General features: G+C 74.1%; 16 protein-coding genes. 5 read left to right on the top strand and 11 right to left on the bottom strand.

The window, feature by feature from the left end; translation table 11 throughout:
- The first annotated feature begins 22 nt into the window (after positions 1–22).
- The 5 genes from FMM08_RS16525 (at position 23) to FMM08_RS16505 (ending at position 6,094) form a co-directional block, all read left to right on the top strand.
- Positions 23–1,762 carry an LCP family protein gene (locus FMM08_RS16525; RefSeq protein ID WP_147927480.1) on the top strand — a complete coding sequence of 580 codons (1,740 nt, stop codon included), beginning with the start codon at positions 23–25 and terminating at the stop codon, positions 1,760–1,762.
- 312 nt (positions 1,763–2,074) lie between these two features.
- Complete coding sequence (locus FMM08_RS16520) at positions 2,075–3,820, top strand: LCP family protein (protein WP_147927479.1); 1,746 nt, start codon at positions 2,075–2,077, stop codon at positions 3,818–3,820.
- A gap of 106 nt (positions 3,821–3,926) precedes the next feature.
- A complete protein-coding gene (locus FMM08_RS16515; protein ID WP_147927478.1) occupies positions 3,927–4,490 on the top strand; it encodes a type 1 glutamine amidotransferase domain-containing protein in 564 nt (187 codons plus the stop codon).
- Positions 4,487–4,792: a DUF6480 family protein gene (locus tag FMM08_RS16510; RefSeq protein ID WP_255472493.1), complete on the top strand. Its 306-nt coding sequence runs from the start codon at positions 4,487–4,489 to the stop codon at positions 4,790–4,792. The genes FMM08_RS16515 and FMM08_RS16510 overlap by 4 nt, the downstream gene beginning before the upstream one ends.
- A 78-nt stretch (positions 4,793–4,870) precedes the next feature.
- On the top strand, positions 4,871–6,094 hold the full coding sequence (locus FMM08_RS16505) for a glutamate--cysteine ligase (protein WP_187279801.1): 1,224 nt from the start codon (positions 4,871–4,873) through the stop codon (positions 6,092–6,094).
- Here FMM08_RS16505 and csrA read toward each other — a convergent pair.
- The 11 genes from csrA to FMM08_RS16450 form a co-directional block, all read right to left on the bottom strand.
- Complete coding sequence (gene csrA, locus FMM08_RS16500; protein WP_147927477.1) at positions 6,018–6,308, bottom strand: carbon storage regulator CsrA; 291 nt, start codon at positions 6,306–6,308, stop codon at positions 6,018–6,020. The genes FMM08_RS16505 and csrA overlap by 77 nt on opposite strands.
- Positions 6,309–6,444: 136 nt before the next feature.
- The gene (locus tag FMM08_RS16495) at positions 6,445–7,203 is read right to left on the bottom strand and encodes a PilZ domain-containing protein (protein ID WP_147927476.1); all 759 of its coding nucleotides are present in this window, start codon (positions 7,201–7,203) and stop codon (positions 6,445–6,447) included.
- Complete coding sequence (locus tag FMM08_RS16490) at positions 7,200–8,642, bottom strand: hypothetical protein (protein WP_147927475.1); 1,443 nt, start codon at positions 8,640–8,642, stop codon at positions 7,200–7,202. Before FMM08_RS16490 ends, FMM08_RS16495 begins: the two co-directional genes overlap by 4 nt.
- A gap of 31 nt (positions 8,643–8,673) precedes the next feature.
- The gene (locus tag FMM08_RS16485) at positions 8,674–10,725 is read right to left on the bottom strand and encodes a flagellar biosynthesis protein FlhA (RefSeq protein ID WP_147927575.1); all 2,052 of its coding nucleotides are present in this window, start codon (positions 10,723–10,725) and stop codon (positions 8,674–8,676) included.
- 448 nt (positions 10,726–11,173) lie between these two features.
- Positions 11,174–12,283, bottom strand: a complete 1,110-nt coding sequence (locus FMM08_RS16480) for an EscU/YscU/HrcU family type III secretion system export apparatus switch protein (RefSeq protein WP_147927474.1) — start codon at positions 12,281–12,283, stop codon at positions 11,174–11,176.
- On the bottom strand, positions 12,280–13,074 hold the full coding sequence (locus tag FMM08_RS16475) for a flagellar biosynthetic protein FliR (protein WP_222710856.1): 795 nt from the start codon (positions 13,072–13,074) through the stop codon (positions 12,280–12,282). Before FMM08_RS16475 ends, FMM08_RS16480 begins: the two co-directional genes overlap by 4 nt.
- 11 nt (positions 13,075–13,085) lie before the next feature.
- Positions 13,086–13,358: a flagellar biosynthetic protein FliQ gene (locus tag FMM08_RS16470; RefSeq protein ID WP_147927473.1), complete on the bottom strand. Its 273-nt coding sequence runs from the start codon at positions 13,356–13,358 to the stop codon at positions 13,086–13,088.
- Positions 13,359–13,360: 2 nt separating this feature from the next.
- On the bottom strand, positions 13,361–14,299 hold the full coding sequence (gene fliP / locus FMM08_RS16465; RefSeq protein WP_147927472.1) for a flagellar type III secretion system pore protein FliP: 939 nt from the start codon (positions 14,297–14,299) through the stop codon (positions 13,361–13,363).
- Entirely contained in the window at positions 14,296–14,823 is a 528-nt protein-coding gene (locus tag FMM08_RS16460) for a FliO/MopB family protein (protein ID WP_147927471.1), read from the bottom strand. Before FMM08_RS16460 ends, fliP begins: the two co-directional genes overlap by 4 nt.
- Positions 14,824–14,825: 2 nt before the next feature.
- Positions 14,826–15,587 carry a flagellar motor switch protein FliN gene (gene fliN, locus FMM08_RS16455; RefSeq protein WP_147927470.1) on the bottom strand — a complete coding sequence of 254 codons (762 nt, stop codon included), beginning with the start codon at positions 15,585–15,587 and terminating at the stop codon, positions 14,826–14,828.
- Positions 15,584–16,525 (bottom strand): flagellar motor switch protein FliM, encoded by a 942-nt coding sequence (locus FMM08_RS16450; RefSeq protein ID WP_147927469.1) that lies wholly within the window; start codon positions 16,523–16,525, stop codon positions 15,584–15,586. Before FMM08_RS16450 ends, fliN begins: the two co-directional genes overlap by 4 nt.
- Positions 16,526–16,578 lie beyond the last annotated feature (53 nt).

The raw sequence follows: 16,578 nt of genomic DNA, 5'->3' as shown, positions 1-16,578 counted from the left end.
CGCGTCGCCGCGCAGCGCACCCGTGAGCGCAGTGCCACCCTACGCCGTCCCGGTCCTCCGCGTGCAGCAGTCCCCAGGAACAGGTGCTGCAATGGTCACCGCCGGCGTGGCGCAGACCCCTCACGCTGGCGTCGGGCAGGTGCACGACCTGCCGCTCAGAGCGACGGAGGACCCCACGCTGGACGGGACCACGCGGACCGGCTCGACGGCCGCCACCCCGCCTCGCCACCGCGACCGCGGTGAGGACGCCGGCGCGGGCGGCTTCGGGCGCGCCGCCGGATGGACGGTGCTGGGCACCGCCCTGCCCGGCGCCGGGCTGCTCAACGCCCACCGGCGGGTGCTCGGCTGGCTGGCCCTGCTCCCCTTCGCGATGGCGGTGGGGGCCGCCGCGGTGGTGTGGGGCAGCGGCCGCGCCGTGGACGTCGCCCAGCGCTACCTGCTCGACGCCGACGTCCTGCTGGGCGTGGCCGTGGCGGTGGTGGCCCTGGCGCTCGCCTGGGGCGCGGTGGTCGTGGGGACGCACGTCGCGCAGCGGCGCCTCCGCGGGGTGCGCGGCCACCGGGTCGCGTCGTCGCTGCTGGTGGTGGCGCTCCTCGCCGTCGTCGCCCTGCCCGCGGCCAAGACCGTCCAGTACGCGCTGGTGTCGCGCTCCCTGCTGACCTCCCTGTTCCCCAGCGGCGGCGACGGGGCCAGCGACGAGCCGACCGGCACCGCAGCCGACCCGTGGAAGGGCATCCCCCGCGTCAACGTGCTGCTGGTGGGCGCCGACGCCGGCGCGGACCGCACCGGGACCCGCCCCGACACGGTGATCGTGGCCAGCATCAACACCGAGACCGGCGACACGGTGATCTTCGGCCTGCCGCGCCAGCTCTCCGACATCCCCTTCCCGGAGGGCTCCCCCGCCGCGGAGCAGTGGCCCACCGCGTGCGAGGCCAACGGCACCGGCGGCTGCTGGCTCAACGCGGTCTACCTCTTCGGCACCCAGAACCCGCAGCTGTTCCCGGGGGCGCCGGACCCGGGCCTGCGAGCCACCGAGCAGGCCGCCGCCGGGATCGTCGGCATGGACATCGACTACACCGCGATGGTCAACCTCGCCGGCTTCCAGGACCTCATCGACGCCATGGGCGGGATCCGCCTGACGGTCGAGCGGCGCATCCCCATCGGCGGCGGTGAGCGCCTCAGCGCGAGCGGCCGCGTGGTGGGCACCTACCCCGTCACCGGGTACATCGAGCCGGGCAGGGACCAGCTGCTCGACGGGTTCCACGCCGAGTGGTACGCCCGCTCGCGCTGGCAGTCCGACAACAACGACCGCATGAACCGGCAGCGCTGCCTCATCAACGCGGCCGTCCAGCAGTACAGCGCGCTCGACCTGGCCCGCGCCTTCCCGCAGCTGGCGGCCTCGGCCGAGCGGGACGTCACGACGGACATCCCCGCCAGCCGCCTGTCGGCGTTCGTCGACCTCGGCCGCAAGGTGAAGGAGGCGCCGCTGCGCACCCTGTCCTTCACCGAGCCGCTCATCAGCACGGGCTCCCCGGACTACGACCAGGTCCACCAGCTGGTGCAGCAGGCGCTCGTGCCGCCGGCGCCCTCGCCGTCGTCGTCCCCCACGACGACGACGCCCGCGCCGTCCTCCCCCGCGCCGTCCACGGCGACGACGGGACCGTCGGCCACCGCGTCACCGACCGACGGCTCCACGCCCACCGCCACCGAGACGCCCCCCAGCGGCGAGGCGGTCGACGCGGACAGCGTCTGCCCCGCCTGACGACGGGACTGACGGGTCGGCGGGCCGCCGACCTGGAGCCCCGGAGACGTGACCGGGGAGAGCCCCACCTCAGTGATCATGGACTTCACGAACCCGACAGGGCTCGGTGCTCACACGCGTGACGCTCGACCGTTCCGGGAAACCCATGATCACGACGGTGGAGCGGCGCTTCCACCGCGCCGAACGCCGGGTGGTTACCACACGTGACCGCTCCGGCGCGTCACGTGGCGAATCCGGCGTGGCTGGGTGACCCCGGTGGTGTGATGGCCTTCCGCCGTGCGCGACCGAGTCGCACGGGCGCGAGGGGGTCTGGTGACCGTGACAGAACCGGGGAGCTACCCGCGGCGACGCGACGTCCGCGCCTCCCGCGACGTCCGAGACGTTCGGGACGTCAGGGACGTGCGCGACGTCCGCGACCAGCAGGGAGGCCGCGAGGCCGCCCGCACCGCCACGGCCACCGCCGCGCGGCCGCAGGACGCGCGACCGCCCGCCCCGCGCCGTGCGCCCGAGGGCGCGCCGCCGCGGTCCGCAGCGAACGAGGTGACCCTCATCCACGCCGGTGACGACCCCCGCGGCCGCCACGCCAGCAGCTCCGGCGAGGGCTTCACCCGCCTCGTGCTGCTGACCGTGCTCGGAGCCGCCGTGCCCGGCGCGGGCCTCGTGGCCGCGGGCAAGCGCTTCTGGGGCTGGCTCGTGCTGCTGCCGGTGCTCGCCGTGGTCGGTGCGACAGCTGCCGTGGTGCTCACCGGGCGCCTGGTGCCGATGGCGCGCAGCGTCGCGTTCGACGCGCAGGCGATGCTCGTCATCGCCGTCGGCGCGGCCGTCGGGGCGCTGCTGTGGTGCGCGGTCATCGTGGCCACCCACGTCAGCCTGCGCCGCTCCCCCGGCGTCGGCCGCCTCACCCGCGCCCAGCGCCTCGGCTCGCTGCTGCTGGTCACCGCGCTGCTGGCCGTCGTCGTGGCCCCCTCCGCCACCGCGGCCCGCTACGCCATGGCCAACCACGACCTGCTCGAAAGCGTCTTCGGCTCCGGCAGCCGCTCGGAGAACGCGCCCGACACCGGCTCGGCGAACCCGTGGGCCGACGTGCCGCGCGTCAACGTGCTCATGCTCGGCGCCGACACCGGCTCCGACCGCGTCGGCACCCGTCCCGACACGATCATGCTCGCCAGCATCGACACCAAGACCGGTGACACCGCCCTCCTCAACCTGCCCCGCCAGCTCGAGGACGTCCCCTTCCCCAAGGGCAGCGCCGCGGCGAAGGCGTGGCCCACGGCGTGCAAGGCCGACGGCGAGGGCGGCTGCATGCTGAACGCCGTCTACCTGTTCGGCACCCAGCACGCCGACATGTTCGGCGGCACCGCAGGCGGCAACGACCCGGGCGTGGAGGCCACCAAGGAGGCCGTGGCCACCGCGACCGGCCTCGAGGTCGACTACTACGCGATGGTCGACCTGGAGGGCTTCCAGCAGCTCGTGGACGCCATGGGCGGCATCAGCCTCAACGTGCCCCGCGACATCCCCATCGGCGGCGGCCACAACCTCGAGACCGGCGGCAAGTACCCCATCACCGGCTGGATCAAGAAGGGCCAGGGCCAGGAGCTCAACGGCTACCAGGCGCTGTGGTTCGCCAGGTCGCGCGAGGGCTCGGACAACAACGACCGCATGGCCCGCCAGCAGTGCGTCATCTCCGCCGCCGTGAAGCAGTACGGCCCGGCCCAGCTGGCCGCAGCCTTCCCCTCGCTGGCCAAGGCCGCCGAGAAGAACATCCAGACCGACATCCCCGCCGACGAGCTCAACGCCTTCGTCACCCTCGGGCAGACCGTCAAGGGCGGTGACCTGCGGGCGCTGTCCTTCACCAGCGCCAACATCTCCACCGGCTCGCCCGACTACGACGCGCTGCGCGAGATGGTCCGGGAGGCCCTCGCCCCGCCGGCGCCCGCCACCGCGGCGAGCGCAGCGGCCAGCGCGTCTCCGTCGGCGTCGTCGTCCGCAGCGGTCCCGGCACCGGCGGCCAGCGCAGCCGACCCGCACCAGGCCGTCGACCCGTCGACCACCTGCTGACACCGGCTGGCCGGAGGGCCCGCACCCCGCTGGGGTGCGGGCCCTCCGTCGTCACGGAGCCGTACGGGGGCGGCATGGGCGGTGGCGCTCGGGGTAGGGGGAGCCCATGACCGATCAGCTGCAGGGACGGAAGGTCGCGGTGCTCGCCGCCGACGGCGTGGAGCAGGTTGAGCTCACCGAGCCCGTGAAGGCCATCAGGGACGCCGGTGGCGAGGTGGTGCTGCTGTCGCTGGAGAGCGGCTCCATCCAGGCCTACGAGAACGACGTGGAGCCGAAGGACACCTTCGACGTCGACGCCGAGGTCTCCGGCGCCGACCCGTCCGACTTCGACGCGCTGCTCCTGCCCGGCGGCACCACCAACCCCGACCACCTGCGGATGGACGAGGCGGCCGTGAGCTTCGTCAAGCGGTTCGTGGAGTCCGGCAGGCCCGTCGGGGTGATCTGCCACGGTCCGTGGACGCTGGTCACGGCCGACGTCGTGCGGGGCCGCACGCTGACCTCGTGGCCGAGCCTGCGCACCGACCTGCAGAACGCCGGCGCGACGTGGGTGGACGAGGAGGTGGTCCGCGACGGCGGCATCGTCTCCAGCCGCAACCCCGGTGACCTGCCGGCCTTCTGCGCGGCGATCGTCGAGGAGTTCTCCCGCAGCTCCGCGACGGCGGGCGCGTGAGCTCGAACCTGGGCGGCGGGCCCGGCCGGGGGCCCGACGGCGGCCACGGGGACGAGGGCGCGGACCGGGAGCGGCCCGGCAGCGCCAGCGAGGTGCCCGATCCCGACCCCGCGACGACCCCTGGCCTGGAGCCCGGTGGTGGCGTGGCACCCGGCGACACACCGCCCTCGGAGGCCGGGACGTCGGGCCTGTCGGCTCCCGAGCCCAGGCTCCCGAGCCGCCGGACCAACCTCGTGGTGCCGATCGTCATCGCGGTGCTCGTGGCTGCGGCGGCGCTCGCGTTCTTCGCCGCGCGCCTGTGACGGAACCGACGGACGTCGTCGTCGCCTGATCGCCGGGAGGGGCAGCGCGCCGTGCGCCGCGTGTGCTGAGGTTGCGGGGTGACCACACCGTCCCTCGGGCCGCACGCGCGCCGCGGCGCGCTGCCCTTCAACGCCTCCGAGCGCCCCACGCTGGGCGTCGAGTGGGAGGTGGCCCTCGTGGACGCCGCCACCGGGGACCTCGCCCCGTTCGCCTCGGAGGTGCTCGAGGCGGTCGGCCGCCGACCCCCGCACCCCGACGGCCGCCAGAGGGTCACCCACGAGCTCCTCACCAACACCGTGGAGCTGGTCACCGGCGTCCACGACACCGTCGGCGAGGCGGTGGCCGACCTGCACGCGGTGCTCGCGCAGGTCCGCGAGGCCGCGGCGCCCCTGGGCCTGGAGCTGGCGTGCAGCGGCACCCACCCGTTCGCCCAGTGGTCCGCGCAGACCATGACCGAGGGACCGCGGTACGCCGAGCTCATCGAGCGCACCCAGTGGTGGGGCCGGCAGATGCTCATCTGGGGCGTCCACGTGCACGTGGGCATGTCCAGCGTGCACAAGGTGCTCCCCGTGCTCGACGCGATGCTGGCCTACGCCCCCCACCTGCAGGCGCTGTCGGCGAGCTCGCCGTTCTGGGGCGGGGTCGACACCGGCTACGCCAGCAACCGCGCGCTGATGTTCCAGCAGCTGCCCACCGCCGGCCTGCCGTTCCAGTTCGCCCGCTGGGAGGAGCTGGAGGCCTACGTCGGCGACCTCCTGCACACCGGGGTCATCGACTCCTTCAAGGACGTCCGCTGGGACGTCAGGCCCTCCCCGGGCATCGGCACGCTGGAGGTCCGCGTCTGCGACGGCGTGCCCACCGAGGCCGAGCTGGCGGCGCTGACGGCGCTGACCCACTGCCTCGTGGTGGACCTGGACGCACGCCTGGAGGCGGGTGAGCTGCCAGCGGTGCTGCCGCCGTGGCACGTGCAGGAGAACAAGTGGCGCGCCGCCCGGTACGGGCTCGACGCGATCATCATCACCAGCGCCGCCGGGGAGGAGCGCCTCGTCACCGACGACCTCGACGACGTGCTCACCCGGCTGGAGCCGGTGGCGAAGCGCCTGGGCTGCAGCGAGGAGCTGGCGGCGGTCGCGCAGATCCCCGTGCGCGGCGCGAGCTACCAGCGGCAGCGCGAGGTGGCGCGCGCCGCCGGCGGTGACCTGAAGGCGGTCGTGGACTCCCTGGTCAGGGAGCTGCGGGAGGGTCGGCCGGAGCCTGCTCCGCCGACTGCGCCGGGACCGGGGGCGCCGGGCGCTTCCTGAGCCCGGCCAGGACCGCCGGGGAGGGCGCCGCAGCGCTGGCGGCCTCCAGGTTGGCGGCGCGGACCGCGTGGAAGACCTCCTCGCGGTGCACCTGCACGTCCCGGGGGGCGTCCACGCCCACCCGGACGACGTCCCCGCGGATCTCGAGGACGCGCACGGTGACGTCGCTACCGATCATGACGCTCTCACCGGCGCGTCGCGTGAGGACCAGCATCCCGCCACAGTAGCCGCGCGGTCACGGCGAGGAGGTGCGCCGCGCCGATCTGGAGGGGTTCTGCCGGGGTCTGCTGGGGTCTGGGCCGATGTGCACCGAGATGCACCGCTCCTGCAACGGTCCAGCGGCTCGCGCCTCAGGAGCGGCGCGCCCGCCGCTGCCACGAGAACACCAGGGACCGCAGGGCGTTGCCCTGGCGGACGTCGTCGTGGAGCTGGACGACGACGTCGGCGGAGTCGCTGGCGTCCCAGTCCTCGGCGGAGGCGTCGGCCGTGCGCAGCACGGTGCCGCCGAGCTCGTGCTCGACCACGCGCAGCGCCAGCGGGTCGCCCTCGGCGTCGTCGTCGACCTCGGTGATGGTGAGGCGCACGGCGACGGCGCTGCCCTCGGCGCACCCCAGCGCCCACCGGGGAGCGCGGATGCGGGCGCGCAGGCCGCCCTCGGACAGGTCGACGAGGTCGCCGGTGGTGCGCCCGGGCTCGGGGTGCTCCCACAGCACCTCCACCTGCACGGGCAGCGGTCCGGCCGCCTCGGCGCGCACGAAGTCGCGGCGCTGGTGGCGCTCGGCAGGACCGGCCGGCGCGAGCCACCACAGCGGCGCGGGCGTGCGCACGCGCTCGGCCAGCACCACGGGGAGCACCACGAGCCCGCGGGGCGTGGTCCACCGCAGCTCGAAGGCGGTGCCGTCAGCGGGCGGCTCGAGGTCTCCGGGGCGCGACGGCGGGGCGTGCACGGCGATGCGGCCGTCGCGGACGTCGTCCACGCGGGTGTCCACGGCCGGGCCGCCGAGGAGGTCCGCGCCGTCCTGCGCGCAGAGCTGGACGGAGGCCCCCAGCGCGGGCACGTGGAGGTCGGAGCCGTCGGCGGCTGACGCGCTGGCGCGCTGCGGGTTCACCGGGCGTCCTGCGCGCGCAGCCGCTTGGCCAGCACCCGCGCCCACGCGCGCGGCGAGGCGGGGCGGTCACCGAGGACGACGACGGGCTGCGGCAGCCCCAGAGCGGCCGCGGGGGCGCTCGTGGCGTCGACGTTGACCAGCGCCAGGGCGTCGACGGGCGTCACGGCGCCCAGCTGCTCCAGCCAGGCGGCGGTGTCGGGCAGCCGACGGGTGGCGTCGACCACGGCCCACACCTCGTCGGCGCCGAGGGCGGCGAGCACCTCGCCCATCGCGGCGCGGTGCGCGGCGCTGGCGCCGATCGGCGCGGGCAGCGCCACCACGAGGGGGCGGCCGTCCTCGCGGGCCCTGAGGGCCTCGGCGTTCACGGCCAGGGCGTCGGTGAGGACCACGGCCCCCGCGGCGGCGCGGCGCTGGACGACGGCGACGTCGGCGGCGTGCAGGCCCATCCCCGCGCCGAGGCGGCGGGCCAGCTCCAGCGCGGCCGCGGGCTCGCCGAGCACGCCGATCACGGGGGCGGGACCGGTGACGGGCCGGGGCCTGCTCGCCTGCTGCTCCGCGATGTGCGCGGCGATGCGCCGCAGCACCTCGGTGCGGTCCGACGGCAGGTGGTGCAGCCACTCCTGCGGCACGCCCAGGTCGGCGAGGCGCTCGGCCAGCGGGTGGGCCGTGGGGACGGCCGCGCGGTGCGCCGGGGTCACCGGCGGGACGGGAGCGGGCGTCGCTGCGACGGGGGCCGGGGCGTGCACCGGAGCAGCCGCGACGTGGTGCGGCGCAGGCGCCGGGGCTGGTGCGACGGGGAGGTCGACCGGCGGCTGGGCGAGGACGGCGGGCCGCAGGGCGTGCGCACTGGGCGGCGGGACCGCGACCACGGGCGTGTCGGGCAGCACGGTCACCTGGCGCTGGGCTGCAGGCTGCGCTGCCGGGGGGATCGTCGGCGGTGCGGCCCGAGGCGCCACCAGGCGCCCCGCCGTCGGGGGCGCTGCCGCACCGGAGACCACGGACTTGATGACCTCGGCCACCGGCGTCAGCGCGGGCGGCGGGGCGGCGGGCTGGCGGGCCGGCGCAGCGGCAGGGGCAGCCGCGAGGGGGGAGGTGGGGGTGCCGCCGCTGACGACGCTGTTGAAGATGCTGTCGAACCCGGACAGCGAGGCGGGCACCCCGTCAGCGGCCTCGGCGGCCGCGAGGAGCTGCTCGATCCCCTCGGCGGTGTTCGGCACGGCGGGCAGCGCCGTGGTCGCCGGGCGCAGCGCGGCGCCGCCCCCGCCGGCCACGAGGGCGGCGGGAGCGGCGAAGGCGGGCTGGGGCGCGCTCGTCACGGCCGGGGTGTCGACCTCGACGGTGACCTCGAACTGCTCGCGGGCGAAGAAGCCGACGAACCCGCCGACCCGCACCCGCTCGGCCTTGATGATGCGGACGCCTGAGCCGTGCTCAGCGCGCACCCGCTGGAGGAGCGGCTCTAGTGCCGGCCCCTCAAGCAGCAACCGCGTTGGCGCCATGGACGACTCCCACTGTCTCGATCACCAGCTCAGGCCCGGAGACCTCGGAGTAGGACAGCACCGCGACGGCAGGAGCGGACATCGCGACCAGGCGGCGCAGCGGGGCTCGGAGCGCCGGCGCGCACACCAGGACGGGTGTGTACCCGGCGTCCTCGGCCATCTGGACCTTACGGGCTGCCTCGTCCACGACGGCCTCGACACGCCCGGGGTCGAGCGAGAGCTGCGGGCCGGCGTCGGTGATGCGCAGCGACTCCACCATCTGGTGCTCCAGCAGCGGGTCGAGGGTGAGCACCCGGAGCCTGCCGTCGCGGACGTGCGGGGCGGCGACGGCCGGGCCGAGCGCGGCGCGGGCCGCCTCGACGAGGGAGGCCTGGTCGGAGCCGACCTTGGCGCGCAGCGAGAGGCCCTCGTAGATGCGGGCGAGGTCGCGGACCGGCACGCCCTCCTCGAGCATCGCCTGCAGCACGCGCTGGATCTCGCCGAGCGAGAGCAACGCGGGCACCAGCTCCTCCACCACCGCGGCGTCGGTGGACTTGAGGGAGTCGGTGAGGGACTTGACGTCCTCGCGGGAGAGCAGGCGGCCGGCGTTGGTGCGCACGATCTCCGCCAGGTGGGTCACGAGCACCGAGGCCCTGTCGACCACGGTCGCGCCGGTCATCTCCGCCTGGTGGCGCAGCTCCGCGGGCACCCACTTGCCGGCCAGGCCGAACACCGGCTCGGTGGTGGAGGTGCCGGGCAGGCCGTCGAGGTGGTCGCCCAGGGCGAGCACCTTGCCGGCGGGCGCCAGGCCGGTGCCCACCTCGACACCGGAGATGCGGACCGCGTAGGTGGACAGCGGCAGGTCGAGGGAGTCCCGGGTGCGCACCGGGGGGATGACGATGCCCAGCTCCAGCGCGATCTTCCGGCGCAGGGAGCGCACCCGGTCGAGCAGGTCGCCGCCGGAGGCGGTGTCGACCAGGTCCACGAGGTCGGGGGCGAGCACGATCTCCAGCGGGTCGACGCGCATCTGCTGCATCAGCTGCTCGGGCGTCTCCGGGGTGGCCGCGGCCGGGGAGGCGGCGTCGAGGTCGATGACCTTCTCGTCGGTCTGCTCGGCGGGGACGCGCTGGGCCAGCAGGAGCATGCCGGCGCCGAGGACGAGGAAGGGGAGCTTGGGCAGGCCCGGGATGAGGGCGATGGCGATGGCGCCGGCACCGCTGATCCGCAGGGCGGTGCGGTTGCGCAGCAGCTGGGCCGCGGCGTCGGTGCCGAGGTCGCTCTGGGAGGTGGCCCGGGTCACGATGAGGCCGGTGGCGACGGACATGAGCAGCGCCGGGATCTGGGTGACCAGGCCGTCGCCGACCGTCAGCAGGCTGTAGGTGTGCAGCGCGTCCGCGGGCGACATGCCCTTCTGGACCATGCCGATGACGAAGCCGCCGATGAGGTTGATGAGGATGATGATGATGCCGGCGATGGCGTCGCCCTTGACGAACTTGGCACCACCGTCCATCGCACCGTAGAAGTCGGCCTCGGCGGTGACCTCGGCGCGGCGCGTGCGGGCGGTCTCCTCGTCGATGAGGCCGGCGTTGAGGTCGGCGTCGATGGCCATCTGCTTGCCGGGCATCGCCTCGAGGGTGAACCGGGCGCCGACCTCGGCGACGCGGCCCGCACCGTTGGTGATGACGAGGAACTGGATGACCACGAGGATCGTGAAGATCACCAGGCCGATGACCAGCGACCCGCCGACGACGAAGTCGCCGAAGGCGTGGATGACCTTGCCGGCGTCCCCGTCGCGCAGGATCAGGCGGGTGGAGGCGACGTTCAGGCCGAGCCTGAACAGCGTGGCCACCAGCAGCAGCGACGGGAAGATGGAGAAGTCCAGCGGTCGCTTGACGTACATCGCCGTCAGCAGGATCAGCAGCCCCAGCACGATGTTCAGGGCGATGAGGAAGTCGAGCAGCTGCGACGGCAGCGGCACCACCAGCAGCAGGATGATGCCCACGACACCCAGTGGCAGCGCCAGGGTGCTCAGGCGGCGGAAGTTCACGGTCACTCGCTCCCTCGTCCTCGCGCCGCACCCCTGAGGGGTGTGCACGATCGGTGGCTGTCCGTGGCCCTGCGTCGCCGTCCTGGCTCAGAGTGCATCGGCAGGTGCCGCCGTTCACTTGAACGGAGCAACGGCGCGCACCGACGGAGGGGTTCCGCTCACTCCCCCGGCCTGATGGTGCGCCATCCGAGGCGCCGTGCGCGGACGCCACGCCTCCCCGCCCATCACGGTGACGATCACGCGCCTGAGCGCCACCTCCGCGCCCCGCGGTGGGGCGCCTGAGGCCCGGTGGGGATCCTCAGGTCCGCTTCCGGGCCCGGACCCGGGACTCAGCCTGCCCAGCGGGCCTCAGGTTCCCCACCCCCGCCCCGACGATCAAGCATCTGAGCGTCACACCGGCGGGCTCGACGAGCTGGTCGTGGAGCACAGCTGCATGGGCGTCGTGCGGTCAGGCCGGGACGGGCAGGGCACCCGCCAGGGGGGTGACGTGCACGCCCTTGGCCGCGCCGCGCTGGCGCAGGGCCATGACGAAGGCCAGCACCTGGGCGACGGCCACGTAGAGGTGCGGCGGCACCTCCTGGTCGACCTCACAGGCCGAGTGCAGCGCACGGGCCAGCGGGATGTCGGCGACCATCGGCACGCCGTGCTCGGCGGCCTTCTCACGGATCTTCGCGGCCACGTGGCCGGCACCCTTGGCGACGACGCGGGGAGCACCGCGCTCGGCGTCGTAGCGCAGCGCCACGGCGACGTGGGTCGGGTTGACCATGACGACGTCGGCGGTGGCGACGTTGGCCATCATGCGGTTGCGGCTCATCTGCCGCTGCTTGGCCCGGACGGCGCCCTTGATGAGCGGGTTGCCCTCGGAGGACTTCATCTCGTCCTTGACCTCCTGGCGCGTCATCCGCAGCTCCTTGAGGTTCTTCCGCTTGGCCACCGCGTAGTCGACCACCGCGAGCGCGAGGCCGGCGATGACCGCGGTGCGGATGAGCGAGACGGCGCTGCCCTGCACGGCGGTGACGATGTTGGCCAGCGGCAGCATCTCCGAGGTCAGCAGCACCGGGAGCACGGCCTTGATGGTCATCCACAGGACGGTGCCGATGATGGCCGTCTTGAGCAGCGACTTGGCCATCTGCCACAGCTGCTGCGGGCTGACCATCTGCTTGAGGCCCTTGATGACGTCGAGCCGCTTCCAGTTGGGCTTGGCCGCCTGGGTGGCGAGGTGCATGCCCCCCTGGGCCGCGCCGGAGACGAGGGCGACCACCACGGTGACCGCCGCGAGCGGCCCCAGCATGAAGGCGATGGCCGATCCCGCCATGGCCAGCGACCGCATGACGAGCGCTGGGTCTGGGGTGGCGGCGACGTCGTCGAGCAGGCCGAACAGCGGCTGCAGCCTCTCGCGCCCGGCGTCCAGCGCCATCGGCACGGTCATCACCGCGGCCGCGAGACCCAGCCAGGCGCCGAGGTCGGGGGTCTTGGCCGACTGGCCCTTCTTGCGGGCTTCCTTGAGCTTCTTGGCTGTGGGTTGTTCGGTGCGCTCCTGCCCGTCACCCCCGCTCACGGCGCGGCCGCCGCAGCGGCGGCCGAGGAGCTGAGCACCTGGACCTGCGTGTCGACAGCGGTCTCCGTCAGGGTGCTGGAGACCGCCGGCAGCATGGCGACGGCGAAAGCGGCGACGGCGAGCGTCACGAAGATCTTCAGCGGGAAGCCGAGGGAGAACGCCTGCAGCGACGGGGCGGCGCGGGTGAGCAGGCCCAGCCCGACGTCGGCGAGGAAGAGGACGGCGATGAGGGGGCCGGCGATCTGCAGCGACGAGATGAGCAGCTGGGCCGTTCCGTCGGTGACCACCCGGGAGACCACCTCGAAGGAGAGCTGGTCGGACAGGCCGAGCACCTTGAAGCTGCTGGTCATGCCGTGGAGCAGGACGAGGTGGCCGTTGCTGGCGAACAGCAGCGTCATCACCACCAGCTGGTAGTAGCGGCCGAAGACGGCCGCACCGGACTGCATCTGAGGGTCGAAGGCCTGGGTGAGCTGGAAGCCGCCGAAGAGGTCGATGAGCGCGCCGGCCGCCTGCACCGCCGCGAAGACGAGGTAGCAGCAGAAGCCCAGCGAGGCTCCCACGAGCACCTGCCAGAGCGCGGACGAGGCCAGCGCTCCGGTGTCGAGCGAGAGGGTGGAGAAGTCCATGGTGCCGCCGACCGCCAGCGTGAGGGCCAGGGCGAGCAGCGCCTTGACGCGCGCCGGGATGGCGCGGTGGGCGAACGGGGGGGCGATCACGAGCCACGCGGTGATGCGGAGCATCACCAGCAGGTAGCCCGTGAGCACCTGCATCGAGAACTCAGGCAGCGTCATGGCGTCCGGCCTCAGCCCAGCGCGAGGAGGTCGGGGATCCTGTCGAACAGGCCGGTGGTGAAGCCGGTGATCTCCGCCAGCATCCAGTGCCCGGTGATGAGGAGCACCACGCCCACACCGATGGCCTTGGGCACGAAGCTGAGCGTCGGCTCCTGGATCTGGGTGACCGACTGGAAGAGCGAGATGGCGAAGCCGATCACCAGGGCCGTCACGAGGAACGGAGCGGAGAGCTTGGCGGCGATGAGCATCGTCTGCACGGCGATGTCGATGACTGCGGAGTCCATGGCTACGTGTAGCTCCCCACCAGGGCCGTGACGATGAGGCCCCATCCGTTGACCATGACGAAGAGCAGCAGCTTGAAGGGCAGCGACACGGTCACCGGCGGGAGCATCATCATGCCCATCGCCATCAGCGCGCCGGAGACCACGATGTCGATGACCAGGAACGGCACGAGGATGACGAAGCCGATGATGAACGCCGCGCGCAGCTCGGAGAGCACGAAGGCCGGGATCAGCGTCAGCAGCGGGACGTCGGCCGGGTTGGCCGGGTTGGGCCGGTCGGCGGCGCGGGTGATGAGCGCGAGGTCCTCACCGCGGGTCTGCTTGAGCATGAAGGTCCGCAGGGGCTCCACGCCGAGGTGGTAGGCCGTCTGCTGGTCCATGGTGCCGGCCAGGAACGGCTGGATGGCGACGTGGTTGATGTCGTTGAGCACCGGCGCCATGACGAACAGCGACAGGAAGAGCGCCAGTCCGGCGAGCACCTGGTTGGGCGGGACCGTCATGAGGCCCAGGGCGTTGCGGGTGATGCTCAGCACCACGATGATCTTGGTGAAGGCCGTGCACATGAGCAGCAGCGCCGGGGCCGCCGAGAGCAGCGTGATCGCGATGATCATCGTGAACGTCGAGCTGGGCTTGCCGTCGACGCCGTTGATGTTCACCGAGACCCCGGGGGTGCTGGGCTCGGTCGGAGCGGTGGGCGCCTGGGGGGCGGTGGCACCGGCGACCAGCTCCAGCGGGGGCAGCTGCACGACGCGGTCAGCGCTGGCGGCTGACGTCGTCGTCGACGACGTGGCTGCCGAAGCGGTCGGGGCGGTGGCCGTGGCCGCGAGGCCCAGGACGCTGAGCACCAGGGCCAGCAGGACGACGGCGGAGCGGGTGCGGGCAGGGCGGGTCGCCCGCTGCGCGGTGGCGAGGAGCCGGCGGAGCGGGGAGGTGCTGGCGGTCATCTCCTCGTCGTCCTCTCACGGATCACGTCGAGCGCCTGGGTCCAGGTCGCGGGAGACAGGGCGGTACCGGCCAGCGGGGAGGAGCTGCGCTGGCTGGTCGGGCTGGTCGGGCTGGTGGAGCCGGTGGTGCTGGACAGGACCTTGCGGCGTCCCCACCCCCGCGGCTCCCCCGCGAGGGCGGCGGCGACCGCGTCCCCGTCACCGTCCTCGCCCACCTCGCGGGGGGCGGGGACGGTGACCGCGGGGCGGACGGGCTCCGGCTCGAGCACCGCGGACAGCGGCGTGCGGGCCAGGAGCTGGACGGACTGCTCGGTCACCCCGAGCACGAGGGCCTCGTCGCCGACGCGCAGCACGGTCACACCGCTCGAGCGGCCGAGCGACTGGCGCCCCACCACGGCGAAGCGGCCGGCGTCCAGACCGGCACCCGCGCCGCGGCGGCGCATCGTCCGGTACAGGAGCCACATGATGCCGAGCACTGCAGCCAGGGAGGCGGCGACGCGCAGCGCGGTGACGGCGAGGTCCACGGTCAGCCCTCGGCGCCGGGCTGGATGATCTCGGTGATGCGCAGGCCGTAGTCCTCGTCGACGACGACGACCTCGCCGCGGGCCAGCAGCCGGCCGTTGACCATGAGGTCGGCCGGAGCGCCGGCGGCGCGGTCCAGCTCGATGACCGAGCCGGGGGTCAGGGCGAGCAGCTCCTTGACCGACATGCGGGTGCGGCCGAGCTCGACCGTGAGGACCATCTCGACGTCGCGCAGCAGGTGCATCCCGCTGCCGCTGCGCTGGGCCGGGAGGGTCGCCGCGAGCGGGCTCGCGGTGGCGGTGGGGGCGCTGGGGGTGGTCGCGGCGAGCGACAGGCCCAGCCACGCGACGACGTCGCCGCCCTCGCCGCCCACCAGGGGCGCCCACACCGCAGCGGCCTCGGCGCCCCGGGCGATCGCCGCGGCGACCTCCAGGGTCTCAGCGGCGGCGGGGACCGCCGGGCCGAGGGAGGCGACGGCCGCCTGCAGCGCCGGGGAGAGCGCGTCGGCCAGGGGCAGCGGGCCGCCCTCGGCGGAGGCGAGGGCCTCCTGCAGGCCGCCGTCCACGATCACGGTGACGACGCCGGAGGCACCACCCGTGAAGGAGACCACGACGGCGCTGCCGGTGGTGGACGACGCGTCGGGGGCGAGCGACCCGTCGGTGGGACCGAGCACCAGCGGCGTCGGGGAGGGCAGCAGCGCGGCAGCGGCGGCAGCGGCCGTGCTGAGCTGCTCGGCGGTGGCGGAGGTGAAGGTCGTCGTGCTCATCGGTCGTTCTCCTCGTCCGGGCTCACCACGAGGCAGGCCAGTCGGTTGCCGCTCGCGCCGGCCACGGCGCGGGCGAGGACGACGTCGTGGGTGACGACGTCCAGGGGGCGGGTGGTCGGGTGGGGGATGCGCACGACGTCGCCGACCTCGAGGGCGAGCACGTCGCTGGGGCGCATGACGACGGGGATCATGCGAGCGGAGACGTCGACGGGCAGCTCGGGCACCGTGACGCCCAGCGTGTCCGCCGCCTCGGCGCGCACGCGCAGCTCGTCCTCGGAGCCGGCGGCCTCGCCGCTGGCCTGGTGCAGGCGGGCCATGAGCGGGCCCATCGGCAGCATCATCGTCGCCTCGACGGGCTCGCCCTCCTCGACGAGGGCGATGCCGAAGGTCGCCACCAGCACGACGTCGGCCGCGGCGGCCAGCTGCAGGAACTGCGCGCTGGACTCCAGGGTGCCGAGCACCGGCTTCATGGGCGCCACGGTGGCGAAGGCGTAGGCCAGCTCCGCGAGGACGCGGGTGACGAGGTCGCCGAAGAGCCGGCGCTCGATCTCGGTGGGCTCGCGCTCCTCGCTCGTCACCACGGTGCCGTGGCCGCCCAGGAGGAAGTCGAGGCTGGAGAACGCGGTCTCGGCGCTCAGCTGCAGGAGGCCCGCGGGGCCGCCGGCGTCGGGCCGGAACGTGAAGAAGGCGCCGTAGCCGGGCAGCGAGCGGACGTACTCGTCGTAGCTGCGGGCGGAGACGCTGGTGAGCGTCACCTGGCTGGTCTGGCGCAGCCGGGTGAGCATGAGGGTGGACCACTGGCGCGCGAAGGTCTCGAACGCCATCTCCAGCGCTCGGGTGTGCTCGCGGGCGAGAGTCGTGGGTCGTCGGAAGTCGTAGGGCGTGACGACGCCACGCCGGCGCTTCCGGCCGGTCGGTGCGGGTGTCTCGACGGTCACAGCCCAGTCATCGGCAGAACGGGTGGAGAGGTTGAGCCGATCGGGTGACCTCG

Origin of the sequence: Quadrisphaera setariae (genome assembly GCF_008041935.1) — a bacterium.
GTDB lineage: Bacteria > Actinomycetota > Actinomycetes > Actinomycetales > Quadrisphaeraceae > Quadrisphaera > Quadrisphaera setariae.
Note: the sequence above shows the minus strand (reverse complement) of the source record. Positions and strands in the feature narration are given on the sequence as shown.

What these genes read in the sequence shown, in the direction of transcription:
- FMM08_RS16515 (WP_147927478.1), top strand. Translation starts at nt 3,927, where the DNA reads ATGACCGATCAGCTGCAGGGACGGAAGGTCGCGGTGCTCGCCGCCGAC.
- csrA (WP_147927477.1), bottom strand. Translation starts at nt 6,308, where the DNA reads ATGCTGGTCCTCACGCGACGCGCCGGTGAGAGCGTCATGATCGGTAGC.
- FMM08_RS16475 (WP_222710856.1), bottom strand. Translation starts at nt 13,074, where the DNA reads ATGACGCTGCCTGAGTTCTCGATGCAGGTGCTCACGGGCTACCTGCTG.
- FMM08_RS16470 (WP_147927473.1), bottom strand. Translation starts at nt 13,358, where the DNA reads ATGGACTCCGCAGTCATCGACATCGCCGTGCAGACGATGCTCATCGCC.
- fliP (WP_147927472.1), bottom strand. Translation starts at nt 14,299, where the DNA reads ATGACCGCCAGCACCTCCCCGCTCCGCCGGCTCCTCGCCACCGCGCAG.
- fliN (WP_147927470.1), bottom strand. Translation starts at nt 15,587, where the DNA reads ATGAGCACGACGACCTTCACCTCCGCCACCGCCGAGCAGCTCAGCACG.